26 protein-coding genes and 1 tRNA gene are annotated in these 26,662 nt (G+C 51.2%); 10 read left to right on the forward strand and 17 right to left on the reverse strand.

Features of this window, described 5'->3' with window-relative positions; all coding sequences use genetic code 11:
- Window positions 1-54: 54 nt before the first annotated feature.
- Together abc-f and GC101_RS11575 are read left to right on the forward strand one after the other, a co-directional pair.
- Window positions 55-1,986: a ribosomal protection-like ABC-F family protein gene (gene abc-f / locus GC101_RS11570; protein WP_171717396.1), complete on the forward strand. Its 1,932-nt coding sequence runs from the start codon at window positions 55-57 to the stop codon at window positions 1,984-1,986.
- Window positions 1,987-2,056: 70 nt separating this feature from the next.
- Complete coding sequence (locus tag GC101_RS11575; RefSeq protein ID WP_343049661.1) at window positions 2,057-2,530, forward strand: ASCH domain-containing protein; 474 nt, start codon at window positions 2,057-2,059, stop codon at window positions 2,528-2,530.
- 98 nt (window positions 2,531-2,628) lie between these two features.
- On the opposite strand, the gene GC101_RS11580 is transcribed toward GC101_RS11575, so the two are convergent.
- From GC101_RS11580 to GC101_RS11595, 4 genes are all read right to left on the reverse strand, one after another.
- The gene (locus GC101_RS11580; protein WP_156122990.1) at window positions 2,629-2,784 is read right to left on the reverse strand and encodes a hypothetical protein; all 156 of its coding nucleotides are present in this window, start codon (window positions 2,782-2,784) and stop codon (window positions 2,629-2,631) included.
- A 200-nt stretch (window positions 2,785-2,984) separates the two neighbouring features.
- A complete protein-coding gene (locus GC101_RS11585) occupies window positions 2,985-3,602 on the reverse strand; it encodes an NUDIX hydrolase (protein WP_171717398.1) in 618 nt (205 codons plus the stop codon).
- Window positions 3,603-3,686: 84 nt separating this feature from the next.
- Window positions 3,687-4,637, reverse strand: coding sequence for a TRM11 family SAM-dependent methyltransferase (locus tag GC101_RS11590; protein WP_171717411.1), 951 nt, complete (start codon window positions 4,635-4,637; stop codon window positions 3,687-3,689).
- A 44-nt stretch (window positions 4,638-4,681) separates the two neighbouring features.
- Complete coding sequence (locus tag GC101_RS11595) at window positions 4,682-5,161, reverse strand: winged helix-turn-helix transcriptional regulator (protein WP_216626569.1); 480 nt, start codon at window positions 5,159-5,161, stop codon at window positions 4,682-4,684.
- A 114-nt stretch (window positions 5,162-5,275) separates the two neighbouring features.
- Between GC101_RS11595 and GC101_RS11600 the strand changes: the two genes are divergently transcribed.
- Together GC101_RS11600 and GC101_RS11605 are read left to right on the forward strand one after the other, a co-directional pair.
- Window positions 5,276-5,956, forward strand: coding sequence for an SDR family NAD(P)-dependent oxidoreductase (locus GC101_RS11600; protein WP_171717400.1), 681 nt, complete (start codon window positions 5,276-5,278; stop codon window positions 5,954-5,956).
- 158 nt (window positions 5,957-6,114) lie between these two features.
- Window positions 6,115-7,470 carry a dipeptidase gene (locus GC101_RS11605; RefSeq protein ID WP_171717401.1) on the forward strand — a complete coding sequence of 452 codons (1,356 nt, stop codon included), beginning with the start codon at window positions 6,115-6,117 and terminating at the stop codon, window positions 7,468-7,470.
- A 196-nt stretch (window positions 7,471-7,666) separates the two neighbouring features.
- On the opposite strand, the gene GC101_RS11610 is transcribed toward GC101_RS11605, so the two are convergent.
- From GC101_RS11610 to GC101_RS11620, 3 genes are all read right to left on the reverse strand, one after another.
- Window positions 7,667-7,740 (reverse strand) — tRNA-Gly (locus GC101_RS11610).
- Between the two features lie 77 nt (window positions 7,741-7,817).
- Window positions 7,818-9,941 carry a putative bifunctional diguanylate cyclase/phosphodiesterase gene (locus tag GC101_RS11615; protein ID WP_171717402.1) on the reverse strand — a complete coding sequence of 708 codons (2,124 nt, stop codon included), beginning with the start codon at window positions 9,939-9,941 and terminating at the stop codon, window positions 7,818-7,820.
- Between the two features lie 189 nt (window positions 9,942-10,130).
- Window positions 10,131-11,090: an aldolase catalytic domain-containing protein gene (locus tag GC101_RS11620; RefSeq protein ID WP_171717412.1), complete on the reverse strand. Its 960-nt coding sequence runs from the start codon at window positions 11,088-11,090 to the stop codon at window positions 10,131-10,133.
- 250 nt (window positions 11,091-11,340) lie between these two features.
- Here GC101_RS11620 and GC101_RS11625 point away from each other — a divergent pair, with 250 nt between their 5' ends.
- From GC101_RS11625 to GC101_RS36525, 4 genes are all read left to right on the forward strand, one after another.
- Window positions 11,341-11,583, forward strand: a complete 243-nt coding sequence (locus tag GC101_RS11625; RefSeq protein WP_042134498.1) for a FeoA family protein — start codon at window positions 11,341-11,343, stop codon at window positions 11,581-11,583.
- Window positions 11,580-13,592 (forward strand): ferrous iron transport protein B, encoded by a 2,013-nt coding sequence (feoB, locus tag GC101_RS11630; RefSeq protein ID WP_171717403.1) that lies wholly within the window; start codon window positions 11,580-11,582, stop codon window positions 13,590-13,592. The genes GC101_RS11625 and feoB overlap by 4 nt, the downstream gene beginning before the upstream one ends.
- 43 nt (window positions 13,593-13,635) lie before the next feature.
- Window positions 13,636-13,818, forward strand: a complete 183-nt coding sequence (locus tag GC101_RS11635) for a FeoB-associated Cys-rich membrane protein (RefSeq protein ID WP_039301473.1) — start codon at window positions 13,636-13,638, stop codon at window positions 13,816-13,818.
- A gap of 108 nt (window positions 13,819-13,926) precedes the next feature.
- Window positions 13,927-14,058 carry a hypothetical protein gene (locus GC101_RS36525; RefSeq protein WP_256704057.1) on the forward strand — a complete coding sequence of 44 codons (132 nt, stop codon included), beginning with the start codon at window positions 13,927-13,929 and terminating at the stop codon, window positions 14,056-14,058.
- Between the two features lie 112 nt (window positions 14,059-14,170).
- Here the strand turns inward: GC101_RS36525 and GC101_RS11640 are convergent, their stop codons facing one another.
- From GC101_RS11640 to leuB, 5 genes are all read right to left on the reverse strand, one after another.
- On the reverse strand, window positions 14,171-15,715 hold the full coding sequence (locus GC101_RS11640) for a leucyl aminopeptidase (RefSeq protein WP_171717404.1): 1,545 nt from the start codon (window positions 15,713-15,715) through the stop codon (window positions 14,171-14,173).
- A gap of 145 nt (window positions 15,716-15,860) precedes the next feature.
- Window positions 15,861-16,964: an ATP-binding protein gene (locus GC101_RS11645; protein WP_042134493.1), complete on the reverse strand. Its 1,104-nt coding sequence runs from the start codon at window positions 16,962-16,964 to the stop codon at window positions 15,861-15,863.
- Between the two features lie 332 nt (window positions 16,965-17,296).
- Complete coding sequence (locus GC101_RS11650; RefSeq protein WP_039301477.1) at window positions 17,297-17,704, reverse strand: hypothetical protein; 408 nt, start codon at window positions 17,702-17,704, stop codon at window positions 17,297-17,299.
- A 229-nt stretch (window positions 17,705-17,933) separates the two neighbouring features.
- A complete protein-coding gene (locus GC101_RS11655) occupies window positions 17,934-18,473 on the reverse strand; it encodes a peroxiredoxin (RefSeq protein ID WP_039301479.1) in 540 nt (179 codons plus the stop codon).
- 237 nt (window positions 18,474-18,710) lie between these two features.
- Window positions 18,711-19,793 carry a 3-isopropylmalate dehydrogenase gene (gene leuB / locus GC101_RS11660; protein WP_039301483.1) on the reverse strand — a complete coding sequence of 361 codons (1,083 nt, stop codon included), beginning with the start codon at window positions 19,791-19,793 and terminating at the stop codon, window positions 18,711-18,713.
- 255 nt (window positions 19,794-20,048) lie between these two features.
- Between leuB and GC101_RS11665 the strand changes: the two genes are divergently transcribed.
- Window positions 20,049-21,029, forward strand: coding sequence for an aldo/keto reductase (locus GC101_RS11665; RefSeq protein WP_076248689.1), 981 nt, complete (start codon window positions 20,049-20,051; stop codon window positions 21,027-21,029).
- A 104-nt stretch (window positions 21,030-21,133) separates the two neighbouring features.
- Here the strand turns inward: GC101_RS11665 and GC101_RS11670 are convergent, their stop codons facing one another.
- From GC101_RS11670 to GC101_RS11685, 4 genes are all read right to left on the reverse strand, one after another.
- Window positions 21,134-22,222 carry a DUF4097 family beta strand repeat-containing protein gene (locus GC101_RS11670; RefSeq protein WP_171717405.1) on the reverse strand — a complete coding sequence of 363 codons (1,089 nt, stop codon included), beginning with the start codon at window positions 22,220-22,222 and terminating at the stop codon, window positions 21,134-21,136.
- A 19-nt stretch (window positions 22,223-22,241) separates the two neighbouring features.
- A complete protein-coding gene (locus tag GC101_RS11675; RefSeq protein WP_039301491.1) occupies window positions 22,242-22,739 on the reverse strand; it encodes a hypothetical protein in 498 nt (165 codons plus the stop codon).
- Window positions 22,740-22,933: 194 nt separating this feature from the next.
- On the reverse strand, window positions 22,934-23,398 hold the full coding sequence (locus GC101_RS11680; RefSeq protein ID WP_171717406.1) for a zf-HC2 domain-containing protein: 465 nt from the start codon (window positions 23,396-23,398) through the stop codon (window positions 22,934-22,936).
- Window positions 23,395-23,937, reverse strand: a complete 543-nt coding sequence (locus GC101_RS11685; protein ID WP_042134488.1) for an RNA polymerase sigma factor — start codon at window positions 23,935-23,937, stop codon at window positions 23,395-23,397. The genes GC101_RS11680 and GC101_RS11685 overlap by 4 nt, the downstream gene beginning before the upstream one ends.
- 273 nt (window positions 23,938-24,210) lie before the next feature.
- Here GC101_RS11685 and GC101_RS11690 point away from each other — a divergent pair, with 273 nt between their 5' ends.
- A complete protein-coding gene (locus GC101_RS11690) occupies window positions 24,211-25,356 on the forward strand; it encodes a response regulator (protein ID WP_171717407.1) in 1,146 nt (381 codons plus the stop codon).
- Between the two features lie 108 nt (window positions 25,357-25,464).
- Here GC101_RS11690 and GC101_RS11695 read toward each other — a convergent pair.
- The coding region (locus tag GC101_RS11695; protein ID WP_171717408.1) for an MSCRAMM family protein at window positions 25,465-26,662 on the reverse strand (1,198 nt) is incomplete at its 5' end.

Genomic DNA, 26,662 nt, shown 5'->3' on the forward strand with positions numbered 1-26,662 from the left:
CCTTTTTATGTTGTTTTGTAGTAGTCAGGGCGTTCCTATAAAAGGAGAATAACTATGATCATCTCATGCCAAAATGTCCAAAAATACCACGGTGCCCAGCTTGTTCTGGAGAACATCACCTTCGATATCCGCCAAGGCGAAAAAATCGGCCTGATCGGCCGCAACGGTTGCGGCAAGACCACCCTCTTCCATCTGCTGAGCGGGGAAGAACGTCCCGATCAGGGACAGATCTCCATCCGCCGGAACAGCGTCATCGGACTGCTCGCGCAGATCCAGGAGGCGAGTGACGATGAAACCGTATATGCGGTTCTGCAGCGCAGCTTCGTGGAGCCCTTGCAGTGGCAGCGCCGCCTGCGGGAGCTGGAGCAGACAATGTCCGCTTCCGGTGCAAGTGACGATGAACAGGCCTGGAACCGGCTGCTTAAGGAATACGGCAACCTGCAGGAGAAATTCGAAGCCGCTGGCGGATATGAAATTGAATCCTCCATCAGCCGTATTGCCACCGGCCTTGGCATTGGAAGCGGCCAATATGACCGCCGGTTCTCTTCCCTCTCCGGCGGGGAGAAAACCAAGGTCGGCCTCGCCGAGCTTCTGCTGCGCCGTCCAGATATTCTGCTGCTCGATGAGCCGACCAACCACCTCGATATGGATGCTATCGAATGGCTGGAGCAGTTCCTGCAGAGCTATGACGGCACTGTGCTGGCCATTTCCCATGACCGCTATTTCCTCGATGCCGTCGTTAAGAAGGTCATTGAGATCGAAGACGGGGAAGCCTTCACCTTCCATACGAATTACAGCGGCTATCAGGTCGAGAAGGAGGCCAGACTCCTGCAGCAGTTCGCCGATTATCAGGAGCAGCAGAAGAAGATTAAGCAGATGCAGGAGAGCATCAAGCGGCTGATTGAATGGGGAAAGCTGAATCCGCAGAACGTTTCGTTCCCCCGCCGCGCAGCTTCCATGCAGAAGGCGCTGGACCGGATGGTCAGAGTCAAACGTCCGGTTCTGGAGCGCAAGTCCATGGATCTGCAGCTGGAGCAGGATGACCGGACCGGTAATCAGGTCGTAATCCTTGACCAGATTAGCAAAGCCTTCGGAGAGCGTAAGCTCTTCTCGGCTGCCAGTGACATTCTCAGATATGGAGAGACTACGGCACTGATCGGCGGCAACGGCGCAGGCAAAAGCACGCTGCTGCGGATTATTCTCGGGCAGGAAGCCCCGGACAGCGGCAGCTGCACGCTGGCTTCCAGAGCCGTTGTCGGCTACCTGGCCCAGGAAGCTGTACCCGAGGAGAACGGCCAGTCCGTGCTCCGTTATTTCCGCGAGGAAGCAGGGCTTGAAGAAGGAGAGGCCCGCGGGCAGCTGGCCCGGTTTCTCTTCTACGGCAGTGATGTGTTCAAGAACATCACCAATCTCTCCGGCGGAGAATGGACACGGCTGCGCTTCGCGGTGCTGATGCACCGCCGTCCGAATCTGCTCATTCTGGATGAGCCGACCAACCATCTCGATATCGATTCCCGCGAAGCGCTGGAAGAGGCGCTGGAGGAGTTCCCCGGGACCGTGCTGGCTGTATCGCATGACCGTTATTTCATTAACCGCTGCTTCGCAAAGCTATGGAATATTAATAGCGGACAATTCTCATCCTTCTCCGGGAATTATGAATATTACAAGGAGAAGCAGGCTGAGAAAGCCGCGGCGGCCGAACGGCAAGCTACAGCAGGGAGTACGGCTGCTGCCGTCAGTAAGCCCCGCCCAGCCGGTGGTGCCGCATCCGCCGTTCCTTCCCGCAAGCCCCGTCCAGCGGCCTCCTGGGAGCAGGATATTGCTGCTGTTGAGGCTCAGCTAAGTGTTATCGACGGCGAGATGCTGAACCCGCGGTTTGCCAGCGATTCCGGGAAGCTGGCTGAGCTTATGACGGCACGGGATGCCGCGCAGCAGAAGCTGGATGACTTGTACAGCAGCTGGTTAAGCGAAGCGGATAACTCTTAGATCATTTATGTTAATTCTTTTACGTTTATTCTTTAGACTGATTTCTAATCCCATAACAGAGGTGAGCAAGGTGACATTAACCCCGGCGATAGCACAATACTGGGAGTCTTATCTGCAAGACCATCCTGAGGCAGCGGAGAATTTCGACAGCGCCTGGGCTTTTGGCGACAACCCCCGGCTGGCCGATGAACTGCTTGAGCTGGTCCTGGCTGGAATCAAGACCGGAACGGCACAAAATTATGAGTTAAATGAAGCACGCGGTACACCTCTGCCCTTTGCGGGCGGGCTATCCGTGCTGCTGGACAGTACGGGGCAGCCGCGCGGAATCATCGAGACTACGAAGGTTGAGATTGTTCCGTTTGCGGATGTAACGGCTGAGTTCGCGTATTCTGAAGGGGAAGATGACCGCAGCCTCGAATCGTGGCGCTATAACCATGAAGTATTCTTCACCAGAGAGCTTGAGGGTGAAGGTAAGCCATTCGACCCGGGTATGCGGGTCATCTGCGAGACCTTTCGACTGGTGCATATCAATAAAGAACTGTGAATCCTAGCACTTAAAAAGGCTGCTTCTTCGTAACCGAAGAGGCAGCCTTCATTGTATAGTTGCAAGTTAGTATAAGGTTAGAGCTTCAGCGATGAATCTTAAAATTTCCAGATGCCCGTAATCCAGCCGATAACCGAGATCCATAATGGAATACTGATTAGGACGCCCCATACCAGGCCGGTGGCAATATTACCTTCTGCAGGACGTGTTACACCTTCCTGCGTCAGCGGAAGTCTTAACTCTTCTTGTTCCATGCGATCCCCTCCTAAAATTGTTATCGACACAGCAGAGGAAAAAATGTAGACCGCCTGGCCCAAAAAGTTGTGTTTCTGATAAATTTTTAGATATAAAGGCTCAGCGGTCGATTAATGCAAAGGCTTACATAAATAATATTAACCAATTTTTGTCTACTTTAAAACTTATATACTCCCGGTCATCTATTATATGCAGTACTTTAGTCCAATATTACTGCCTTTTCAGGATTATGTAAATATTGGAACAGTGTGTGCAGCTGCTCCGCCGTATTGCGCTCCTCCGACAGTTCAGGCAAGGCATCCTCGGCAAAAAAGCCTACCCCGCTTGTCTCCACACCCGCTTCCGCTGACCCGCCGGTAATCCGGCACAGGATGAACATTTTGTAGACATGATAAGGCTCCGGGGGATGCTGGTGAAACTTCTTGTCCAGCACAGCGAGCAGACGCACGGCTTCCGCCTGATAACCGGATTCCTCTGCTATCTCTTTAACAACTACCTCACTCGGAGACAAGCCGATGTCCGCCCAGCCTCCGGGCAATGCCCATTTCCCGTCCAGCTTCTCGTGTACCAGCAGAATCCGGTTATCCTGAAAAATTACTCCGCGGATATCCACTTTCGGTGTGCTGTATCCGCCCTCTCCCGCGAAGGAGAGCCCGATGCGCTCCTTGCTCTCATACGTATAGTTAGCCAGAATATCTACGCTCAGCTCCCGCAGCGCCTGGTAACGTTCGATATCATATACATCCTTGGCATAGGTCAGACCAGTCTGGGCAATCCCCTGTATTTCTTTGGCCCAGGTTAACCATTTCTGTTCCATAAGTACACCGCCTTTAATCAGATATGGGATAGAACATACTTTTACAGAACTCCAGCAGCTCTATTCATTATATTAATATTAGCGCTACTCACACAGCATCAGATGACGGGAGAACGCACCCTTCTTCGCTATACAGCGGTCGATGATCGTGAAGCCGGCGGAGTGAATCATCTCATCCATCGCTTCAATCGCCACAATTACAACCCGGTCAGCAATCCGGCGGGTATTCGTGAGAATGGCGAACTGCTCCTCGGGAGTTATCCGCGAATACAGATTATAAGGCATATCCACAATAGCGACGTCGTAATGCTCCGTAATGTCGGCAATATCCCCAAGCGTGACTTCACTCTCGAAGCCGAAATGGGCGATATTCGTCCGCGCTCCGGCAGCAATAAGCGGGTTAATATCACGTCCTACAATATCAATCCCCATAGACAGTGCCTCAACCATTACTGTACCAATCCCGCAGCAGGGATCTATCATCTTCACTCCGGCTATGCGGGGAACCGCCATATTGACCGCCGCCCGTGCCACCCGCGTGCTGAGTGCTATGGAGTAGCTGCGCGGCTTCTTCATCTGCCGGAACCAGGTTGCCTTATTCTTATGATAAGCGCCGAAGTACCAGCGTCCGCCCAGCGTTACAATTCCATACACCAGCTCCGGATGATTCACATCCGCCTCGCCTTCAATCCGCAGCCCGATTTCCCGTTCAATCACTCTGCGCTCATCGTATTCAATTTTATGCTCAGGTGCCAGATCATTCGTCTTCACAAAAATAACCTTAAAGGTCTTCCCCTCCAGCTCCACCTGCTCCGTCTGCCGGTAGACTTCCGGGAGCGTGTCCCCTTCATACATCACATCAATCCGCTCTTTGATAAAAGGGCTGCGGCTGACGTCCACCCGGGTCCCGCTTGAGAATATAGCCGGCGGGATCTCCCGTCCAAACAGGCAGCGCAGCTCCATGCCGCATAGGGATGTCTCGTCCTCAGAATGGGCGTACGTATAGATATAAGACCTGTTTCCGCCCTGGGGCATTTGTGCTTCATATTCAAGACTTGCTGGTACATTCGCTGACACTGTTATTCCGCTCCTATCGCTTCCGCCGCTGGCGGCGCTTCTGTTTCTGATTCTATACTCAACTTTTCCGGGCTATCCGCCGGCTCCGCAGCTCCATGCCCGCTATCATAGCTGATCCTTGCCTTGGCGATTTCGCCACGGTTTCCATTCACCCATTCTACCAGTAAAGTCAGCGGGCCAAGAAGAGATTCACCCAGCGCTGTAAGACCGTACTCTACAGTCAAAGGGACAGTAGGTGTGGCTTTGCGCCAGACCAGCCCATCACGTTCCAGATGGCGGAGCGTCTGGGTCAGCATACGCTGCGAGATGCCGCTGGAACGGCGCTGCAGTTCCTTGAAACGCAAAGACTGCACACCAAGGTTCACAATAATCAGCATACTCCATTTATCGCCAACACGGTCCAGGATCTGCCGGGTAACCGTGCAATCCTCCAGCATAGTAAGCTGCTGTACCTGTAGCCGTTCGTTCGATTGATTGTTCAAGGCAGTTACCTCCATGTAACCTAAGCAGCTAATAGTGCCTTCTTGCCGCTTAAGCTAACTAAGTCTATCATGGTTACTGTTAGTAATCAACAACCTGAAAGGAACTGATGAATCATGAAAACTATCGCTATCGTAGGCGCAGGACCGGGCCTGGGATTATCTATCGCCAAGAAGTTTGGTGCACATGGCTTCCGTGCCGCTTTGATCGCCCGCAACGCGGACAAATTAAATAATTTAGTAGAGGAACTCGCAGCACTGGGCATTGAAGCCGCTGCCTTTCCGGCGGATCTCTACAATAAAGAGCAGCTGACCGCTGCCTTCCAGGACATCAAAGACAACTACGGCTTCATTGATGTCCTGGAGTTCAGTCCAACCAGCGGCAGCTATCCGCCGACTCCGGCAACGCAGGTTACGGAACAAATTGCCCTTGACGCGTTCCAGTCACAAGTCATCGGCGCGATCCGCAGTGTGGAGCAGGTGCTGCCGGAGATGCTGGAGAAGAAAACCGGCGCTATTTTATTCACAACCGGGCTGTCCTCCCTGTACCCGATTCCGATGATGGGCAATATGGGTATAGCTCTCAGCGGGCTGCGCAACTATGCGATGAACCTGCACTCGGATCTGGCGCCGCAAGGTATTTATGTGGCCCATCTGGCTATCGGCGCATTTATCAGGCCGGGAACTGCGGCCGATCCGGATCTGATTGCCGATGCATGGTACAATCTGTACGCTGCCGGAACCGAGGCCGAGGATACCTTCCCCCAAGGCGTTACACCGGCCACCATCCTCTGGTAAGCGGTTTGAACAAACCTTTTTGATCCCTAATGATATCTCCAGTATAATGGATGCATTACACTGCCGAACCTAAGCCCGTCCGGACCTGTTATCTTGCCCTGGCATGATACGGGTCTTGGCGGCATTATGCAGCGATTCCAAGGAGGTACATAATTACTATGTCTTACGAAACTTATTTTCAGGCTGAGCGTGAGGCTCAGCTAACCGAACTCAAGCAATGGCTGGCAATTCCCAGCATCTCAGCTATCTCTACCCACAAGGAAGATGTGAACGCCGCCGCAGGCTGGCTGGTAGAGACCCTGAAGCGTGCCGGACTGGACAATATTGAGCTGCACCCCACTGCAGGCCATCCTGTTATATATGCAGACTATCTTCATGCCCCGGGCAAGCCGACGATTCTGGTGTACGGACATTACGATGTGCAGCCGGTTGATCCGCTGAATCTGTGGACTACCCCTCCGTTTGAACCGGAGATCCGTGACGGCAAGCTGTACGCGCGCGGAGCCACTGATGACAAAGGCCAGGTGTTTATGCACATCAAAGCCATCGAAGCCATTCTCAAGCAGGAAGGCACACTTCCTGTCAACATCAAGCTGTGCATCGAAGGCGAAGAAGAGATCGGCAGCGTGAACCTGCCTCCATTCCTGGAAGCCAACCAGGACAAGCTTGCGGCAGATGCCGTACTTGTCTCGGATACCTCCCTGCTGGAACGCGGACGCCCTGCAATCTGCACCGGACTGCGCGGACTGTGCTCACTTGAAGTCACTGTGAATACCGCACTGACAGATCTTCACTCCGGCTCTTACGGCGGCGGCGTTCCCAATGCGCTGCATGCCCTAGTGTCGCTGCTCAGCTCGCTTCATGATGACAAGGGCCGTGTGTCCGTTGAAGGCTTCTATGAAGGCGTGCCTACGCTCTCTCCGCTGCTGCGTGATGAATTCGCCAAGCAGGGCGTAGATGAAGACAAAATCAGAGCAGGCCTTGGCCTGGAGCAATTATACGGCGAGGAAGGCTATAGCTTCGTAGAACGGGTTGGCGCACGTCCGACGCTTGAATTGAACGGCGTATACGGCGGCTTCCAGGGCGAAGGCAGCAAGACTGTTATTCCAAAGGAAGCCCATGCTAAGATTACCTGCCGCCTTGTCGGCGACCAGGACCCGCAGCATATTCTGGATGCTGTAGAAGCGCATCTGCAGGCTAATATCCAGAGCGGCGCGAAAGTGCATGTGAAGCAGATGGAGAAAGCCCGCGCCTTCAACATCGATCCTTCTCATCCAATTCTGCAGACTGCTGCAGATGCTTACGGCAAAGTGTACGGTGCCCGTGCCCTCTTCACCAAAGACGGCGGCTCGATCCCGATCATGGAGAGCTTCTCCCGCATTCTGAAGGCTCCGGTGGTTCTGATGGGCTTTGGCCTCGATGACGAGAACCTGCATGCTCCGGATGAGCATTTCAATCTGGAGAATTTCGATAAAGGCCTGCTGACGATTGTAGAGTTCCTGAAGACCGTATAATCCGGCACAGCATTTCCCAAGCTGATCCACAATAGCTGCAACAGCAAAGCCAGGCTCCCGGAGAATCGGGAGCCTGGCTTTTTGCGGATCATAATACTTAATACGTATGACTGCCCTATAATCCTATTCTCGCCGGTTGTATAACGAAAATAAGCAACGAAAAAACCCTTGCGGACAAGGATTTGGAATTAAAATATGGAGCGGGTGATGGGAATCGAACCCACGCTATCAGCTTGGAAGGCTGAAGTTCTACCATTGAACTACACCCGCAACTCAAATTGAGTACAAGAAACATTGTAGCATTACTACGAATAAATTGCAACCCTAGCAGGATCTCCAAGATCCCATTACGATGGCATTTCCAGCAGCGGCTTCAGAAAAGACAGTTCGAACTCCTCTGCCTTGACCGGCTTGCTGAACAGAAACCCCTGAGCTTCATGGCAATGCTGCTGGCGCAGGAATTGCAGCTGTTCCTTGTTCTCAACGCCTTCCGCAGTTACCTTAAGCTTCAGGTGGTGAGCCATGGACGTTATCGTGGAGACAATCGCCGCATTGTTGCTGTCCTCCATCACTTCCGAGACAAAGGAGCGGTCAATCTTGAGCCGGTCAATCGGCATGTTCTTGAGATAATGCAATGAGCTGTAGCCTGTTCCGAAGTCATCAATACTGATGCATACGCCAAGTCTCTTCAGGCGGTTCAACTGGTCAAAGGCAGTCTCCTTATCCAGTGTCATGCTCTCTGTAATCTCCAGATCAACATAGCTGGGATCGAGACCGATCTCCTGCAGAATTGCCCCAATCTTACCAGCCAGATTCGGCTGCAGGAACTGACGCATCGATAGATTAATAGAGACACAAATGGGCCGATAACCGGAATTTTGCCATGTTTTATTCTGCTGGCAGGCCGTTCTGAGCACCCATTCCCCGATTGGAACAATCAGCCCGCTCTCTTCTGCGATTGGAATGAAATCAACGGGAGAGACGAGTCCGCGTTTGGGATGATTCCAGCGCAGCAGCGCCTCCATGCCGACAATCTCTTCAGTCTCAAGCAGTACCTGAGGCTGATAGACAAGATAGAATTCATTACGCTCCAGGGCTCTGCGCAGATCATTCTCCAGCTTGAGGCGTTCCTTCGCCTTCATCTGCATAGCCGGAATATAGCGGCGGATATCCACCCCTTGCTCCTTGGCATTGTGCACAGCAGTATCCGCGTTCTGGATTAGCTGCTCTGCCGAATCACCGTCTCCGGGGAAGATGCTCATCCCCAGACTAAGCGAGATGTGGTATTCTCCGGACTCGAGGCTTACCGGTGTCTCGAACAGCCGCAGCAGCTCATTCGCCCGGACCAGACAGTTCTCAAGACCGGTCCGCTCTGTCATCAGAAAAGCAAACTCATCCGCTCCCATACTATAGAGCTCCTCATTCACTCTAACCTGACTCCCGATCCGCTGGGCGACCAGCTGCAGCAGCAAATCTCCTGCATAATGTCCGAGAGAGTCATTAATATTCTTGAAATGATTGATGTTCATGATGACCAGGCCCGAGAATCCGCGGCTTTTGTCCTTCTCACTCTGAATCACAATCTCTTCCATACGCTGCATCAGGCGGCGTCTGTTCGGAAGACCTGTAAGATCATCGTGGAAGGCCAGATAATTAATCCGCGCCTCTGCCTGCTGGTTCTCCTCAAAGGGCTCCTCAATCGTCAATCTGTAGACACCAGTCAGCAGAAGATAATAAGCAACTCCGCTGCTGAGCATCCCGAACAGATAATCCATATCTCCGACACTGAACAGATTCATGAAGAAGACCTGGCCCAGTGCAAAGAATACAAGGGAGCGGATAATAATCAGCAACGAAGCCGACTTCTCAATTTTGCCCGGATATACAATAATTCCTACTCCAAGCAGATAAACGAACAGTACGGCCATATTCACCAGATCTCTTACGGTCTCCACCCACGGATAACCCGCCAGTCCAGGGATAATCAGGTTGCCGGCGCCAAACGCTGCCACAGATAGCAGAATTAACATGAATGAATTCCGGAATACCTTGTGCTTGCTGTCAACCGACACCGGCTGATCTGCCCTGCAGAAGATAAGTACGATCCCCAGTGCACTGGCAAGCCGCGAGAAGGTCAGCAGCCATAGGGACTGTCCGGAACTAATATAAGAGGCAACTCCGGGAATGCCTACAAAACTGAGAACATGCAGGAAATCAAAGATGCTTACACCCAAAAACAGCGCGGATGTATAAAGTCTTGCTTTGGATAATTTATTGGAGAATAACAACCTGCCCTGGGCAAAAATCGCAAAGCCGAAAGCCACAGTGCAGCAGCCCGAAATAAGATAGAATGCCAGCAGTAAATCTTTATCCTCTATATGGCCCAGCGGTGTACGAAAAATCTGGATCAGAAGGAACAGCGCAGCCCCTATAACCGCCGCATGAATGGTCTTTCTCTCTTCTTGTCTCATAAGTCCCTCGCGTCTAAAAATGATATCTATAATAACTAGTCGATGTGTATTATGTCCTATGTATAAATATCGGTTGAATACTCCCGTAAAGTTACATCGTTCATCCTACAATATTATAAAGAAGCCATCTCTGGCAGAAAAAAAGCACCTTCCTCTAAATAGAGGTCAGTGCTTTCTTCTTCCGGACGTTTATTTATCCCCGAAATTAACCTCAGGTGTAGTCAGCTTGTCATAGAAGTCAACCGCCTTGTCTTTATCGGCTGAAGAACGCAGCGCCATCGCCGAGCGCGGATGCTCGTCCAGAGTTCCCGTGATCATGTATGGGATGATATATCCCCACTCTTCCTTCTCGCGCAACGGAATCATCAGGTTCTCAACGATATCCAGAACGGGACGGAGGGTGTATCTGGTGTTCTTCAAATGGGTAACCAGCAGCTCTGTAGGACAATTGCCGGCAGCACGGCCCATGCCGTAGCAGGAAGCGTCCAGCAGTTCGACACCTTTTTCCGCTGCAATCAGTGTATTGGAGAAGGCCAGCTGCAGATTGTTATGCGTATGTACACCCAGGCGTTTATCCGGCAAATGTGTTCTGAACTTCTCTACCAGGTAATGGATGTCATTGTGATCCAGACTGCCGTAGGAATCTACGATATATACAACATCAACAACGCTTTCGCGGATCTGTTCGAACGCTTCCAGCAGTTCATTCTCCATGACATTGGATAGAGCCATAATATTAATCGTAGTCTCATACCCCAGATCGTGGAAGGTCTGCACCAGCTCAAGCGCCTTGTCCACATCTTTGCTGTAGCAGGCTACACGAATCAGATCCAGCATACTTTCACTGCGGGGCAGAATATCATTCACGTCTACACGGCCGATATCGACCAGTGCCGACAGCTTGGTGTGGCCTTTTTGCGGGATAACCTTGCGCAGGAAATCATCATTCAGAAAACGCCATGGACCGGCACCCTCCGACCCTTTCAGCAGCTTCGGTGAGTTTTTATATCCGATTTCCATATAATCAACACCGGCTTCATTCAAACCAGCGTATAATTTCTGAACAAATTCAATACTGAAATCCCAGTTATTCACCAATCCCCCGTCACGGATGGTACAATCGACAATTTTGCTCTGATTAGTCTTCACAATCTGTTCTCCCTTCGGGCTTAGCTTCATATTATATCCTCATAATAAACAAGGCCACAAACTTACTATGCTTACATTATCGTTCAATCATACTTTAATGAAGAATAAATTGTAAAGAAAATTTCAGTAATTTCCATATAGATTTCAGGAGATCAAAACAATGATATTAGTCACGGCAAAGTTTCTAACAAAATGCTACAGTACAAGAAATAATTGAGATTGATTATCAATCTCTCTCGGAGGGATTACAATGGCTTCTGCATCCTGCTCCTTGCTGCGTTTACAACCGGGCACTACCGGCTCTATTTATAGAATTGAAGGCATGAACCCCATCTTGCGCCGCCGTCTTGCCGATCTGGGAGTATCCGAAGGTGTAATGATCCGCCTGAAGGGTAAAGGTCCTTTTATGGGCCCCATTACGCTGGAATGCAACGGTCAATTATTCGCTATCCGCCGGAAGGAAGCTTCGATGATTGAGGTGAAAGTTTCATGAGCTCCATCGCCCTTGTAGGGAACCCAAACACCGGAAAGACCTCGCTTTTCAATACACTCACATCTTCGTATGAATATGTCGGGAACTGGGCAGGCGTTACTGTTGAGAAGAAGGTCGGCAGCCTGAAGAACGGAGCCGGCAAGCTGATCGACTTACCCGGAATCTATTCACTTCATCCGCTCTCCCGCGATGAGGGCGTAGCCGCCCAATATCTGATCGAAGAATCACCCGAAGCACTCATCAATATTGTCGATGCATCACAATTGGAACGAAATCTGCTGCTTACCCTGCAGCTGCTCGAATACGGCAAGCCGATTGTACTCGGATTGAACATGATCGATGTTGCCAATGCCCGCGGAATTCAGGTCAACCCTGAAGTACTGCAGGCACAGCTTGGGATAACCGTGTTACCGCTGATTGCCAGAACAGGCAAAGGCAGCAGCCAGGTGCTCAGCGTTCTGGAGAAGCCGGCTAATATTCCGCCTGTGAGCTTCCATCTGAATTATGGTGAACTCGTTGAAGCGACGATAGCTTCTATTTCAAATCAACTGCAGCAGATCTCCGGGCTGCCTAACCTGCGCTGGGTTTCCCTGCAGCTGATGGAGCAGAATCCGGTAGTACTGGAGCTGCTCAAGAAACGTATGGATACTTCCGAGCTGATGCTCCTCTGCGATGCCTGTCAGACCCAGTTGCAAAAGCAGAAGCTGGCGCTTACCCTTCCGCAGTGGATCCGCTCCATCCGCATGGACTACATCCGCAGTGTATGCGCGGCAGCCATCGATGCGACGAAGCAGAAGCCGCATAATCTGACGGAGCGGCTGGATTCTATCCTGACTCACCGTTTTCTGGGATTGCCTCTGTTTATCGTCTTTATGTACGCTATGTTCAAAACGACCTTTGACTGGGTAGGCGGACCTTTATCGGATCTTCTGGACGGCTTCATTGGGGGCCCTCTCAGTGACGGAGCCAACTCATTGCTGCAGGCGATCGGTGCATCAGGCTTTACTCATGCTTTGATTGTCGATGGTATTATCGGCGGTGTCGGCGGTGTGCTTGTCTTCGTTCCCCAGATTTTCATTCTGTTCCTGATGATCTCCTTCCTGGAGGATTCCGGTTACATGGCACGCGTCTGCCTGCTGATGGACAGCACGATGGAACGGATGGGCCTGAACGGTAAAGCCTTCATCCCTTTCATTATCGGCTTCGGCTGTAACGTGCCGGCGATTATGGCTGCACGCAGTATCGAACAGCCCAAGGACCGGATGCTGACAACGCTGCTGATGCCGCTGATGTCCTGTTCAGCCCGGCTGCCGGTGTACCTGCTGTTTGCAGCGGTCTTCTTCCCGGCCCGGCAAGCAACGGCTGTGCTGGCGATGTATGTGATGGGAGTAGTCTTCGCCCTGATTCTCTGTAAATTATTCTCCAAACATCTGTTCAAGAATGAATCCTCCATCTTCATCATCGAGCTGCCTCCTTACCGGATGCCGCAGTTCAAGACACTGGGCCGCAGCACCTGGGAGAAGGGCAAAGGCTTCCTGCGTAAAGCAGGAACCATCATTCTTGCCGGTTCGGTCATTATCTGGCTGATGTCCTACGCGGGTCCTGCCGGATTCAATGTAGAGATGGATAACTCGTTCCTGGCCAAATTCGGCGGGCTGATCGCACCGCTGCTGCAGCCGCTCGGCTTCGGCACCTGGCAGGCCGGTTCCACACTGGTTCCCGGCTTCCTCGCCAAAGAGGTTGTGGTCTCCACCATGAATATCATCTACCATGCGCCGGATAGCGCAGGGCTGGAAGGACAAATTGCTTCAGTCTTCACACCGCTTAGTTCGATCAGCTTCATGGCCTTCATCCTGCTCTACATTCCTTGCTTGGCTACGGTCGGAGTAATCAAGAAAGAGACGGCATCCTGGAAATGGACCTTCTTCTCCATGGGATATTCACTGGTACTGGCGTATGCCGTGTCACTGGTTATTTTCCAGGGCGGCCGGCTGTTGGGATGGTCGTAGAGGCAGCAAGTCCAAGATTTACTGAGAGGAAGCGAGAGCAGCAATGATAGTCAATATTCTGATTGTAGCGCTTATCTTCGGGTACTCCGGCTGGATGCTGTACCGTCATGTTCAAAAGGGCAAAGAAGGCGCCTGTGCCGGCTGTGACAAAAGCAAAACATGTTCGGCAGCATCGCTGGATTCACCCTTGTCCTGCTGCGGAACTACAGCCGATCCCAAACACTAGATCCGTCTGCGTCCCTAGAGAAAAGAATACAATTCGTTTAGAATCCTTGGCATGCGGGTATGTTAGTTATAAGCAATTACAGCCAGACCATACCAAGGAGGAATTACCATGAACACCAAAAAGACATTGTTTACTACGGTAGCATTGGGAGCAGCCTACTTGCTGAAGAATAAGAATACGCGGGACAAGATCATGAATGGGGTCCAGTCCTTTACTGCACAGATGAAAGCCAGAAAATAGGATGTAACTCAACCTAAACTCGCTTCTTCCAAAAATAGCCCTATCTTAAACAGCCGCAGTCCCGGGAATCCGGAGACTGCGGCTGTTTAGCTTCATACGGGTCATAACAGTTTTATGATGAGGACTGCGCAGTATCTGCCTCGAATCCAGAGCCAGGAGCTAAGCGGAGCAGATATTCCAGCAGCGTTCGCACCATCACCCCCGTTGCCCCCTTCGGGTTCACTCCCCGCTCTTTCGACAAAAATGCCGTTCCGGCAATGTCCAGATGAATCCAGGGCAGACCTTCGGCAAATTCGCCGATGAATAATCCGGCTGTAGTAGCTCCGCCGTATCTTCCGGCAGCATTGCGGATATCGGCGACCTCGCTTTTTAGCATCTCGCGGAACTCCGGATAGACGGGCAGGGCCCATATCTGCTCGCCTGACAGCCTGGAGGCCTCCAGAAGCTCCGCCAGGAACTCTTCATCATTCGTTACAGCGCCCGTAGCCACATCGCCCAGAATGGACAAGACGGCCCCGGTTAGCGTGGCGACATCAATAATCCGTTCCGCCCCCCACTCCCGCGCGTACGTGATTGCATCACCCAGAACCACTCTTCCTTCCGCATCGGTATTCAGCACTTCAATCGTTCTTCCGCTGAGGGAGGTTATAATATCACCCGGTTTAAAAGCATTGCCTGCCGGCATATTCTCCGCCGACGGAATAAGCATGACGACATTGATCCGGGGGCGCAAACGCCCCAAAGCCTCCATGACTCCGAGTACTGCGGCTGCACCGCCCATGTCACTGATCATATCCTCCATGCCAGGAGCTCTTTTGAGCGAAATGCCTCCAGTGTCGAAGGTGATGCCCTTGCCGACAATCCCCACCACATTCTCCCACTGATTGGTTCCCTGATAGCGAATGGCTATCATACGCGGCGGATTCACACTGCCTTTGCCTACGGCCTGTAATCCGCCCATTCCTTTAAGCTCAATCTCACGTTCATCCAGCACCTCAGCTGGAAAGCCATGGCGTTCGGCTACTTCGATGGCTGCTGCAGCAAGCTCTGAAGGGGTCAGCAGATTACCCGGGAGATTGGTTAAGTCCCGGGCCAGATTCGTTGCTTCCCCAAAAGCCTGCCCCCGCAACAAGCCTGACTTCCAGCGCTCATCCTCTGACTCTTCGGTCTGACGCTCCATATGCAGCCTTACGGCGCTTAAGCCGGCGTAGCCCGGCTGCTCCAGCTTGTATTGTCTGCGGCGGTAGGCCCCAAGGACCAGGCCTTCTGCGAGGGCCTGGCCTGCTGTCTCTGCCTTCAGGGCCTCAGGCAGCTGGTTCAGCTGATCCGGGATCTGCACAATCAGAGTATCTGCCTTCAGTCTATGAGCCGCCCTGGCGGCCTGCGCCATCAGCAGCCGCAGGTCATGGACTGCTGTGCTGCCATTGCCGCTTCCGGCCAGAATGACTACCGGCAGCTCCGGACGGCTAGTCACCGGCAGCAGGTAAATTTGCCCCAGCTTGCCGCTAAACAGCCCTGCCCTGGACAACAGGCTGATCCTCTCCGCCCATTCGGCCGAAAGTCCTTCTCCCTGCGCCTGTGCCTCCGAGACTATGAAACATAAGGCATCGCCTTGCAGCGAAGCTGCCTCTGAACCGCTGCTCCATTCAATATTCATGCTGCATCCCTCCACTGACTCACTGTATTATTGCAAATAACGCAGACAGGGCTGATCTCCCGCACATGACCGTGCACTGCAGGAATCAGCCCTTAATATATTGATTATAACCCGGAAGCCTGGAAATACCGAGTCTATTGTTCGATTAATGAATGAGCGGAAGCGAAATCACGAACCGGGTTCCCTCATTCAGCCGGCTGCTGACAGAGATGCAGCCTCCATGATTCTTGATGATACGGTCACTGACCGAGAGTCCTAATCCCGTACCATTCTCCTTCGTGGTAAAGAAAGGATTGAACAGCCTATCCAGTGTGCAGATATCCATGCCTTTGCCATTGTCAGAGATAAAAATCCGCACCTCTGTTCCTTCTTTGCGCGCTCCGACCTCTATTCTGCCCATGGAATCATCCGCTCTCTCCGAGATCGCTTCCATAGCATTCCGAATCATGTTTAAGACGACCTGCTTCATTTGTTTCGTGTCTCCGGAGATGAACAGATCTTCCTGAAGCACCTGCAGATTAATCTGGCAGCCCTTCATCAGAGCTTCACTCTCCGTAAGCAGAACGACTTCCTTAAGGAGCGCCGAGACAGGAATCATACTGACCTGTGGCACCGAAGGCTTGGAGGAAGTCAGAAATTCATGAATAATGTCATTGGCACGATCAATCTCAGCCAATATAATCTTCGCATACTCCTCCTTGCCGAGCAGGTGAAGATGGGGATGCAGCAATTGTATAAAACCCCGGATCGCAGTCAGCGGGTTGCGGATCTCATGAGCAATTGAAGCCGATAATCTGCCGAGCATCGCCAGACTGTCGTTCTGGTATGCTGTCTGTTCAATCAGCTTGAAGTCTGAGATCTCTTTGAGCGTGAACAGGTAGCAGCCCTTCATCTGCTCACCGCTGCAGAGAGAGGCGCGCCAGTACCGGCCATACTCATCTACAAATTCATAGCTTGGCTTACCTTTGACCACCATTTCACGGTAGCTCCGCAAAACGAGCTTCTTCTTAAAACGGCTTAGTTGAATATGGCTTATCAAATGAGTCAGGGTGCAGCCAAGCAGAGAATGACGGCCCAGCTCCAATATGCCGTACATCTGCTTGTTTACAAACGTCAGAACTCCCTCTTCATCAAAAAGCAGAATCCCGCTGTCGATATGCTCCAGAACATCCTCATATGTAGTATCCATCGGTCCGGATTGAAACGTTCTTGCCGGTAAAAGCAAGCTTTCCTGATATTGGCTTATCACGATACGAAGTTCCCCCTTTTACTGCAATTGACGAAGACGCTTAAGCGACATCAAATTACTATGTATATGAGTATATGACGAAGCCGCCAGAACATTCGGAAATCGTATTATATTATCCAACCGTTTCAACTATATTCCAATCATATCCAAGAGAAGAAGACAACGCAATCGGAGAAACTGTCGAATGATAAAAATATTCTTAAAATGATTCTTAAGACACATTAAATATCGTTAGAATGTTTCGTTTCCTGCAAATACAATGAAAAGAGCCTCCGCATTTCGCGAAGACTCTCCTCTTTTATGACATTGCGTGGAAGCATTAAGCTTGGTATTCAGGCTTTCTGCTGCAGCCGGTGGCGCCGCTGACTCATAACCGCCAGACGCTTCTTCAGTTCACGTTCCCATTTGGTATCGCCAATTTGTTTGGCTACGGCCAGCAGGTCAAGCGACATGTCGATTTGGCTGCGCACAATAGCGAGCGGATCCTCGCTCTCCATATTTATCACATTCTCGAAGATCGCTTCCTCATCTTCCATTACATAATCCTGGAAATCAACATCCGTAACTCCGTCGCCATGGGCATATTCTGCCAGGATTTCATATTCATTTTCGACTTTATAATGTACCTCTACCCGGTGGCATACCGGACAAAAAAGCAGGGGAACATTATGGACTTGCGTGCGATAATGCTTTAGGGTCCCCTTAGTTCCAACCATACTCGCTCCACAGCAAAAGCTCATTTTTGTTCACCCTCCTTGATTTTTTCCGTTGAATTCCTATTATTATATTACACAATGGCAGGAGAGATTCCTCTCCTTGAAGCTATATATTAACCTTTACGCCTATTTTCAAACGGCTTGTCCGCTAAGGATGGGCCGTTTTGGTGCAAAAAACCCCCTTGCCGGGAAATACTCCCGCAAGGAGGTTCTCTTCGTATATCAAAGATCGCAGCTGATGAGGACCGGCAGCTTACAGATTCTTGTCGCCCGGTTTCCAGTTCATAGCGCACAGCCCGCCGGATTGCAGAGCCTGCAGTACACGCAGAGTTTCTTCTACACTGCGGCCTACATCATTGTGGTTAACCACTTGATATTTCAGTTCGCCGTCAGGATCGATAATGAACAATCCGCGGAGTGCGATACCTTCTTCTTCGATCAGGACGCCATAATCGCTGGCAACCTTCTTCGTGATATCAGACGCCAGCGGGAAGTTAACCGGACCAAGGCCATTCATATCCTTAGGGGTTGTCAACCAGGCTTTGTGGCTGTGGATGGAGTCGATGCTCACACCAAGAATTTCTGTATCGAGTTCTGCGAAATCAGCCGCAGCATCACTCAGTGCTGTAATTTCGGTCGGACATACAAATGTGAAATCAAGCGGATAAAAGAAGAATACAAGCCATTTGCCGCGATAGTCGGACAAGCTAACCTTACCGAAATCCTTACCGTCGCCCGTTACTGTCTCCATGAAGAAATCAGGGGCTGGTTTACCTACCAAACGTTCTGCCATTGCTTAAATCCTCCTTTGATTATGTAAGAAAAACAACTACGGTGCCGTTAGCCGGTGCAATATGCTTTTCTTGATTTTGATGGATGGTTACATTGTTGCTGCTACAGAACAAATGTTATCATCGTACAAAATCAAAGTCAATATTACATTGATTACTTTTTTATAATTATTATAAATAAGCAATATTTTGTGAAGTTTTTCTTCTTTCTGCGTCAAAGGAGGGCATATGTGGTAGAACTAGGCTTTGCGGATAGCGGCAACAATCAGATCGCCCATCTCTGTAGTACTGATTGCCTTGCTCTTGTCTACAGCGATATCGCTGGTCCGGTGGCCGGCATCGAGTACCTCTGCGACAGCTGCTTCTATGGCAGCCGCTGCCTCTTCGTAGCCGAAGGTCATGCGGAACATCAGCGCAAGCGACAGAATCGTCGCGATCGGATTCGCGAGCCCCTGGCCGGCAATATCAGGCGCAGAGCCATGTACCGGCTCGTAGAGGCCGTAGCTGCCTTCTCCCAGTGACGCGGAAGCCAGCATACCAATAGAACCGGTCAGCATCGCTGCTTCATCACTCAGGATATCTCCGAACATATTCTCAGTAACGATGACATCGAAGCTCGAAGGACGGCGCAGCAGCTGCATTGCACAGTTATCCACCAGCACATGCTCCAGCTCTACCTGCGGATATTCCGGCGCCAGTCTGTTCACTACCTCACGCCAGAGGCGCGAGGTCTCCAGCACATTGGCTTTATCGACACTGGCCAGCTTATTGCGGCGTTTGCCGGCAATCTCGAACGCCTGGCGTACAATGCGCTCTACTTCCGTTACGTTGTATACGCAGGTATCCACAGCCTCTTCCCCGTGTTCACCCTGACGGCGCAGCTTCTCACCGAAATAAATACCGCCTGTCAGCTCACGCACCACCATCAGGTCCGTGCCTTCCAGTACTTCCGGTTTCAGCGTTGAAGCATCCTTCAGGCAGTCGAAGACAACTGCAGGACGCAGATTGGAGAACAGACCCAATGCTTTGCGGATGCCCAGCAGTCCCGTTTCCGGACGCAGCTCCTTCGGATTGTTGTCCCACTTCGGTCCGCCAACGGCTCCCAGGAGTACTGCATCTGCACTGCGGCAGATTTCCAGCGTATCCTCCGGCAGCGGTGTTCCCCGCTCGTCAATGGCAATTCCGCCGAAGAGGGCATGCTCCGTTTCAAAAGCAAAGCCAAACACTTCTTCCGTTCTTTTCAATACTTTTTCCGCTTCTGCCACAACTTCAGGTCCGATACCGTCCCCGGCAATTACGGCGATTTTCTTAACCTCGCTCATTCCTGTCACTCCTTAGGTAGTCCTGCTGCTCGCAGACATAGTTCTTCTGTATATTGTTGTATCATAACAACAGACAAAGGACAAAGATATAGATTCTATTGAACTGATAGGCGAAGCCTATAGGAGTACGATTACCGTATCTTGCACTGATAAAAACTGCACCGCAGTTTGCTCTTGATTCTTAAGTTGTTTACAATTAGTAGGCAAATGTTGTATTTAACCGTTAGGCCATCTTAATGAGGGAGTGATACTAAGGTGCAATATACTAAGCTTGGCAAGTCCGGTATGAAGGTTAGCCGCCTCTGTCTGGGAACGATGAATTTCGGGCCAATTACCGACGAGAAGGAAGCCTTCCGCATCATGGATGCTGCGCTGGACGCCGGAGTCAACTTTTTTGATACCGCTAACGTATATGGTTGGGGTGAGAATTCCGGCCTGACCGAGACCATTATCGGGCGTTGGTTCAAGCAGGGCGGCGGACGCCGTGAAAAGGTTGTGCTCGCCACTAAGGTTTATGGCGCAATGAGTGACAAGCTGGATGGTCCAAACGATGAGGCCGGCCTTTCTTCTTATATTATCCGCAGGCACCTGGAAGCCTCTCTGCAGCGTCTGCAGACCGATCATGTCGAACTCTACCAGATGCACCATATCGACCGCAACGTGTCGTGGGACGAGCTGTGGGGCGCCTTTGAGCTTGCTGTCAGCCAGGGCAAGATCGGTTATGTCGGCTCCAGTAACTTTGCCGGCTGGGATATTGCCGTAGCCCAGCAGGAAGCGAAGGCCCGCGGGTTCCTGGGTCTGGTATCGGAGCAGCATAAATACAGCCTCACCTGCCGTCTGCCGGAGCTGGAGGTTCTGCCTGCTGCCCAGCATCTCGGTCTTGGAATTATCCCGTGGAGCCCGCTTGACGGGGGACTCCTCGGCCGCAATGCCTTGAAGAAGATCGAAGGCAGCCGCAGCGGGGGCAATTCAGAACGTGTAGAGCAGCATAAGAGCCAGCTGGAAGCCTTTGCGGAGCTGAGTCTGGAGCTGGGCGAACCGCAGGATAATATCGCACTGGCCTGGCTGCTGGCTAATCCTGCGGTGACGGCTCCGATCATAGGACCGCGTACGCTGGAACAATTCGAAAGCGCGCTGCGCAGCCTGGAGATCACTCTGGACGAGTCCGTGCTGAAACGTCTGGACGAGATTTTCCCGGGACCCGGCGGTGCTGCTCCGAAGGCTTATGCCTGGTAAGCAGGGTTTAAGAACCCGGATCTGACTCGTATTCTTGTTCTATAGCAGGTCATAAAAAGAGCTGTTCACCGGCAATTATTCCGGTAAACAGCTCTTTGTGCGATTTATTGTGCGGTGTCCACTGTCACAGAACCATTGCTGGTGGACAATGTAACTTCATGGGTTCCGCTGCCAAGCACAGCTGTTCCATTGTTATCATCGCCATCCCAGGTGACATTCCCTTTAAGCGAACCATTGCTCGTATCCGCATGGATTGTCGCATCCGTAACAGCCGGCAGGCCTACTATAATCTTGCCATTGCTGGATTTCAGCTCCCAGTCGCCTGTCACCGCAGAATTGACCGTAATTTTGCCGTTGCTGCTCTTGGCAGATAAGGAGCCGTCGATATTGCCCAGTGTAATCGCCCCGTTCGAGCTGACCAGCTCCACTTTACCCTGTATATTCTGCACGGTTACTGTACCATTGCTGGTGTGAGCCTCCACGCCTCCGGTAATATCATGGATATCCATTGTCCCGTTGCTGGTGTCCACATCAATGCCTGCTGTCAGACCGGCAGCTTCGATGGATCCGTCGCTGGTCTCTACCTGGGCGGCTAAATTCTGCGGAATGCTAACATTCAGGTAAGGAGCTTTGACATTAATTCCGAACTGGATGTTCGCGAGCCAGCCGGAATCTCCTTCCAGCTCCATGACAAGCGTGTCGCCTTCGGTCGTCACTTTCCATTTACGCTCTAGTGCGCTTGCTGCTTCACTGTCCGTATTGCCCGGCAGCTCCAGCTTTCCTTCATATTCCAGGGTGTTTCCTTGTACGCCTTCAATCTTAACCTTGCCGTCAGGCAATTCAATCCGTACATTCTTAATTTCCTGATTCACTTCTACCGTCCCGCTTACCGGGACAAGCGTTGTATTGCCCAAGATACTGCTCAGCGAACCGCCGGCCAGTACCGTCTGTGCCCCGCTTGCCGCGACAAGCACGATAATCAGCACAATCGCCCAGCCGCTCACACGGCTCTTGACATCCGATTTAATGAAGAGCCTAAGCAGCATCTCCAGCCCGAACAGAATAAGCAGTGCCGGCCAGATATAGCCCAGCGCCTCGTAAGTGATTACATCGTACTGGGCAAGTACTACAATGACCCCAATCACAATGCAGCCTATTGCGGCGGTAAAGCTGCCGATTTTCCATCTCCCCATAATTCATTTCCCCATTTCACTATACTTTAGAATTGTTCTTCAGCATTCTCAGTCCATATCCGATCAAGGCAAGAGACAGCACGATCGCCCCGATGTTCATGTCATTGAGTATTCTCCAGAGGGTTGGAAATACCGTAATGAGCATTAGCATAATACCCGCTATGACACAGCCTATGCCTACCCATACCGGATTAACATCATCATGCGGATACACCGGAGGTGCCGGCATTCCCATAGTCCAAGGTGCCCCGAAGCTGTCTGGATGGAACATCATCCGCTCATGCTCAGCCGCAGAGAGCTTCATCCAGGCCGCTTTTTGCAGCGCATCGAATAGTTGATAGAACCAGAGTGCTGCCAGCGCGAACGGAAATACGGTGGGCATCGACGGAATGAACATAATACACAGCGATGCTCCAAGCATATACTCAAGACCCAGTTTTTTAAAGCCTAAATACATATGGCCCAGTCCCGGAACCATCGCCAGGAGAAAAGTGAGCCAGCGTCTTTTCTTAATCATATAATAACCTCCTAAAAGTTTTGCGGAACATCCGCTTCTTCGAACTCTCTTTACAGCAAAACTGCTTCGAAAGCATATGCTGAGTTTTGCGGAACATCCGCTTCTTCGAAATCTTCTTGCAGCAAAGCTGCTTCTATCGTACGCAGGTTTTAATTAGTATGAATTTGCCGGAATAGCCCCTGCTGATTGTTGGATTATTTGCCTTGAGGGCCGAACCAGGCGCTGACTGAAGTGGACATTTGCCCATTAATTTCGGTAATGCCGTAGGCAAGGTGTTCAAACACACCGAACTGCAGCAGGAGAAAAGTCAGCCCCACGGCAACGCCATAATGCATCCAGGAGGTTCCCGGGGCGGTGCGCCGTCTGGACATCGTTGCTTTAATCACCCGTTCCCTGCGGCCATTCTCCATACGGTCAATCTTAGCCATCACATCCGCTGTAAGATCAGGGAAGTCCATAGGCTGTATTGCTTCCTGGCCAAGGCTGTCCAGCCCGGCTTCCATCTCATTCCACAGCGCCGCGAGACCGCGTGCCTCTTCCAGCCATTGCGCGCAGTCGGGACAGGACTCGGCATGCAGGCGGATTGTCTGCTGCGCCTCAGGCGGCAGCTGGCCATCGATATAATGCGGCATCCATTCTTTTACTGTTGCACAATTCATCGCCATTCCTCCCCGCTTTTGCGCATCATCTGTCTGGCCCGATACAGCTGCGATTCAACCGTTTTGACCGAAATCCCTTTCTGATCGGCAATCTCCTGATACGAGTGTCGCTGAAAATAGTACAGCTGCACAACCGACCGGTACGGCTCTGTCAGACTGTTCAAATTCTCACCGAGCTCCTGGGAGGCTTCCTTGCGGAGTGCCGCCTGCTCAGGCGTTTGCGAAGTCACCCAATCATTCTCTGTGTAGTCCGCAGTGCTCCGGTGCCGCCATTCCCGGTCATTGGCCCGTTTCCAGTCCAGACAGGTCCGGTAAGCAATCCGGTACAGCCATGTGGAGAATGAAGACTGTCCTCTGAAGGAGGGAAGAGCCTTATAGGCCTTGATGAAGACTTCCTGGGCCATATCCTTGGCCGACTCGGCTTCTCCTGTGATTTTGATGCACACACTGTATACCATGCCCTGATAACGTGTCACCAGGTGCCCGAAGGCCTGATGCTCTCCGCTGAGCACAGCAGTAATCCACTCCGTCTCTTCCAAGTAATTCTCCCCTCCTTCAGTTACATAACGTTAGACGCCGGGCAGGCTGATCCCCCTGCAGAACATGCGAAATTATTAAAAAAATAAATTTTGTAGCCTATTTTACTTTACTATATCCTACATGGGGCTTATCCTCTACAGAAAGGGAATTCCTTTTTCTTGTCGAATTCATTTATCATCATGGCTAGGCAGCATACAAATAGAAACGGTTCCTCCTCCTTAAGAGGATGTTATCCGTTTCAGCGATAAAGATAAGGAAAGCGGTGGACAGAAATGATTCGAGCTATGCTAGTGGATGATGAACGTCTTGCACTTATAAAACTTCAGCTCATGCTTGAAGAATTAACGTCAGTACAGATCCTTGCCGCCTTTACAGACCCTTATGAAGCGGTAAAAGCAGCACCGGAGCTGGACCCGGAAGTTATTTTCCTGGATATTGATATGCCCGAGATGAATGGAGTTCAAGCTGGTGAAATCCTGCAGAATCTTTGCCCCCGTGCCAAAATCATATTTGTGACTGCATACAATAACTACGCTGTAGATGCTTTTGAGCTAAACGCACTTGATTATGTATTGAAGCCGGTAAGCAGAAGCAGGCTGGTGAAGACTATTCAGCGGCTGGAGGAACGGATCGAGCTGGAGCCCGACAATAAAATTACAGATCATCAAATCATGGTCCGCAGCCTCCAGTCCCTGCGTTTCGAGCGCGGCGGACAGCCGCTAAGCAATATTCGCTGGCGTACCTCGAAAGCCCAGGAGCTGTTTGCTTATCTTTTTCATAACCGTAACCGGTTTGTCAGCAAGGACAGCCTGATCGATCTCCTGTGGCCTGATTTCAATCTCAAAAAAGCCTCAACCCACCTGTACACTACCATTTATCAGGTAAGGCAGTGTTTGAAGCAGGGAGAAATCGATCTCCCCATCAATAATGTCAGCGGCGGAGAAGGGTACACCCTGGAGACCGGGGGCGCTTTAATTGACAGCTACGAATGGGAGAAAGGCCTTCTTACTCTGGAGCCGGTCAGCGCTGGCAATATTCAAGAGCATCAGCGTCTGCTGGATTTCTACACTGGTGATTATTTGGCCGACTACGATTATTTGTGGGCTGAGAGTGAACGTCAGCGGCTCCGGACGATCTGGCTGCATCATGCGCTGAGTCTGGCAGCGTTCTATATAGAGACCAGCAAACTCCCGGAGGCTGTTACGATATATCAGCGTATTGTCCATCTTCAGCCTTATTTCGAACAGGGATATTTCGGACTTATGAAAACGTATGATATCATCGGTGAACGCTCAGGGGTCGAGGAGCAATATAACACGATGACAGCTCTTTGGAACGGGGAACTGGGAATCGGCCTGCCGGCAAATATAACCCGCTGGTACGAGGAATGGAAACAGCATAATTTCAGAAGTCTGTGAATCAATCTTATTCTTCTGCTGAATATAAGAACAAGACAACCCGCCCGTAGCATTTGCTTCGGGCGGGTTGTCTGTATACCAATGTAACCTTGTTTATGCTGTCACTTATTACTCCGGTTTATTGCGTGTCTTGAATCTCCGTGCCAGGATAATCCCCAGAACGATCAGTCCCCCACCCATCAGATACAATGGAAGCGGACTTTCTTCCCCTGTCTTAGGGAGATCTCCAGGCAGGCCATCTTCACCGGAGGTTGTATCAGTTACCGTACCTGTCGGCACCTCATCAACACCCACCTCAATAATGATATCCTGATCATTGCCGTCTTCATCCGTTACAGTAATGGTGAACTTATCCTTGCCGGTATATCCCGGATCAGGAGTATAAGTCCATTTGCCGTCTGGTGTAATAACTACTGTACCATGTGACGGTTCCACACTAATGCTTGGAATGCCGCCCAGCGGAATTTCCCCATCGATTGGAATATCCTCAACAGTCGTTGCTGACGTAGCCTGTGGTGTCGGTGCGCTGCTTACTGCAGGTGCAGTAGGACTTAAGGTCGCTATTGGTGTAGGTCCCGGTGTAAACGTCACGCCAGGTACTCCTGTTGCGGAAGGACCTGGTGTACTAGTTACACCTGGCGTTACCGTACTAACCGGAGTAGGTGTTGGAGTAACCACCGGGTTCGTTCCGGGAGCTCCTGTCGGTGCCGGTATGTCTTTATTCGTAATTGGAGCCAGCACCTTTTGTACCTTCGAATCAATGATGATGCTGCGCTCCGTTGAATCCAAATAATAGCCGGTTGGAGCCACGGTTTCCTGCAGTGTGTATACACCAAGCTTCAAATCCTTAAATTCAATCTCACCATTCACGTTGGTAATCCCTGTTGCCACTACGCTCTTGTTGGAATCATAAAGCTTAAACTCAGCCCCGGCAAGCTTTCTCGCTGCGTTACCTTCGGCGATCTTAACGAGCTTGATTGAACCCAAGGTCTCTTGGTTTGTGATTGGAGCCAGCACCTGCTGTACCTTTGAATTAATCGTAATAGTGCGCTCCGTTGGATCTAGATCATATCCCGCTGGAGCCTTTGTTTCTTCCAGTGTGTACGTACCCAGCTTCAAATCATCGAATACAATTTCACCGTTAGCGTTGGTTGTCTTCGTTGCAACCACAATCTTGCTGGAATTCGTGAGCTTGAACTCTGCTCCGGCAAGCTTTTTCGTCGCGTCAGCAGCGTCTACCTTGATGAGCTTGAGCGAACCCAGGGTTTCCACATTCTTAATTGGAGCCAGCACTTGCTGTGCCTTC

The sequence above is a fragment of the Paenibacillus phytohabitans genome (assembly GCF_013141775.1).
Classification (GTDB): Bacteria; Bacillota; Bacilli; order Paenibacillales; family Paenibacillaceae; genus Paenibacillus_AQ; species Paenibacillus_AQ phytohabitans.

What these genes read in the sequence shown, in the direction of transcription:
- GC101_RS11650 (WP_039301477.1), bottom strand. Translation starts at nt 17,704, where the DNA reads ATGAGCTTTTGCTGTGGAGCGAGTATGGTTGGAACTAAGGGGACCCTA.
- GC101_RS11585 (WP_171717398.1), bottom strand. Translation starts at nt 3,602, where the DNA reads ATGGAACAGAAATGGTTAACCTGGGCCAAAGAAATACAGGGGATTGCC.
- GC101_RS11640 (WP_171717404.1), bottom strand. Translation starts at nt 15,715, where the DNA reads ATGAATATTGAATGGAGCAGCGGTTCAGAGGCAGCTTCGCTGCAAGGC.
- GC101_RS11655 (WP_039301479.1), bottom strand. Translation starts at nt 18,473, where the DNA reads ATGGCAGAACGTTTGGTAGGTAAACCAGCCCCTGATTTCTTCATGGAG.
- leuB (WP_039301483.1), bottom strand. Translation starts at nt 19,793, where the DNA reads ATGAGCGAGGTTAAGAAAATCGCCGTAATTGCCGGGGACGGTATCGGA.
- GC101_RS11605 (WP_171717401.1), top strand. Translation starts at nt 6,115, where the DNA reads ATGTCTTACGAAACTTATTTTCAGGCTGAGCGTGAGGCTCAGCTAACC.
- GC101_RS36525 (WP_256704057.1), top strand. Translation starts at nt 13,927, where the DNA reads ATGAACACCAAAAAGACATTGTTTACTACGGTAGCATTGGGAGCAGCC.
- GC101_RS11680 (WP_171717406.1), bottom strand. Translation starts at nt 23,398, where the DNA reads ATGAATTGTGCAACAGTAAAAGAATGGATGCCGCATTATATCGATGGC.
- GC101_RS11690 (WP_171717407.1), top strand. Translation starts at nt 24,211, where the DNA reads ATGATTCGAGCTATGCTAGTGGATGATGAACGTCTTGCACTTATAAAA.
- GC101_RS11580 (WP_156122990.1), bottom strand. Translation starts at nt 2,784, where the DNA reads ATGGAACAAGAAGAGTTAAGACTTCCGCTGACGCAGGAAGGTGTAACA.
- abc-f (WP_171717396.1), top strand. Translation starts at nt 55, where the DNA reads ATGATCATCTCATGCCAAAATGTCCAAAAATACCACGGTGCCCAGCTT.
- GC101_RS11625 (WP_042134498.1), top strand. Translation starts at nt 11,341, where the DNA reads ATGGCTTCTGCATCCTGCTCCTTGCTGCGTTTACAACCGGGCACTACC.
- GC101_RS11675 (WP_039301491.1), bottom strand. Translation starts at nt 22,739, where the DNA reads ATGATTAAGAAAAGACGCTGGCTCACTTTTCTCCTGGCGATGGTTCCG.
- GC101_RS11670 (WP_171717405.1), bottom strand. Translation starts at nt 22,222, where the DNA reads ATGGGGAGATGGAAAATCGGCAGCTTTACCGCCGCAATAGGCTGCATT.
- feoB (WP_171717403.1), top strand. Translation starts at nt 11,580, where the DNA reads ATGAGCTCCATCGCCCTTGTAGGGAACCCAAACACCGGAAAGACCTCG.
- GC101_RS11615 (WP_171717402.1), bottom strand. Translation starts at nt 9,941, where the DNA reads ATGAGACAAGAAGAGAGAAAGACCATTCATGCGGCGGTTATAGGGGCT.
- GC101_RS11635 (WP_039301473.1), top strand. Translation starts at nt 13,636, where the DNA reads ATGATAGTCAATATTCTGATTGTAGCGCTTATCTTCGGGTACTCCGGC.
- GC101_RS11590 (WP_171717411.1), bottom strand. Translation starts at nt 4,637, where the DNA reads ATGCCCCAGGGCGGAAACAGGTCTTATATCTATACGTACGCCCATTCT.
- GC101_RS11600 (WP_171717400.1), top strand. Translation starts at nt 5,276, where the DNA reads ATGAAAACTATCGCTATCGTAGGCGCAGGACCGGGCCTGGGATTATCT.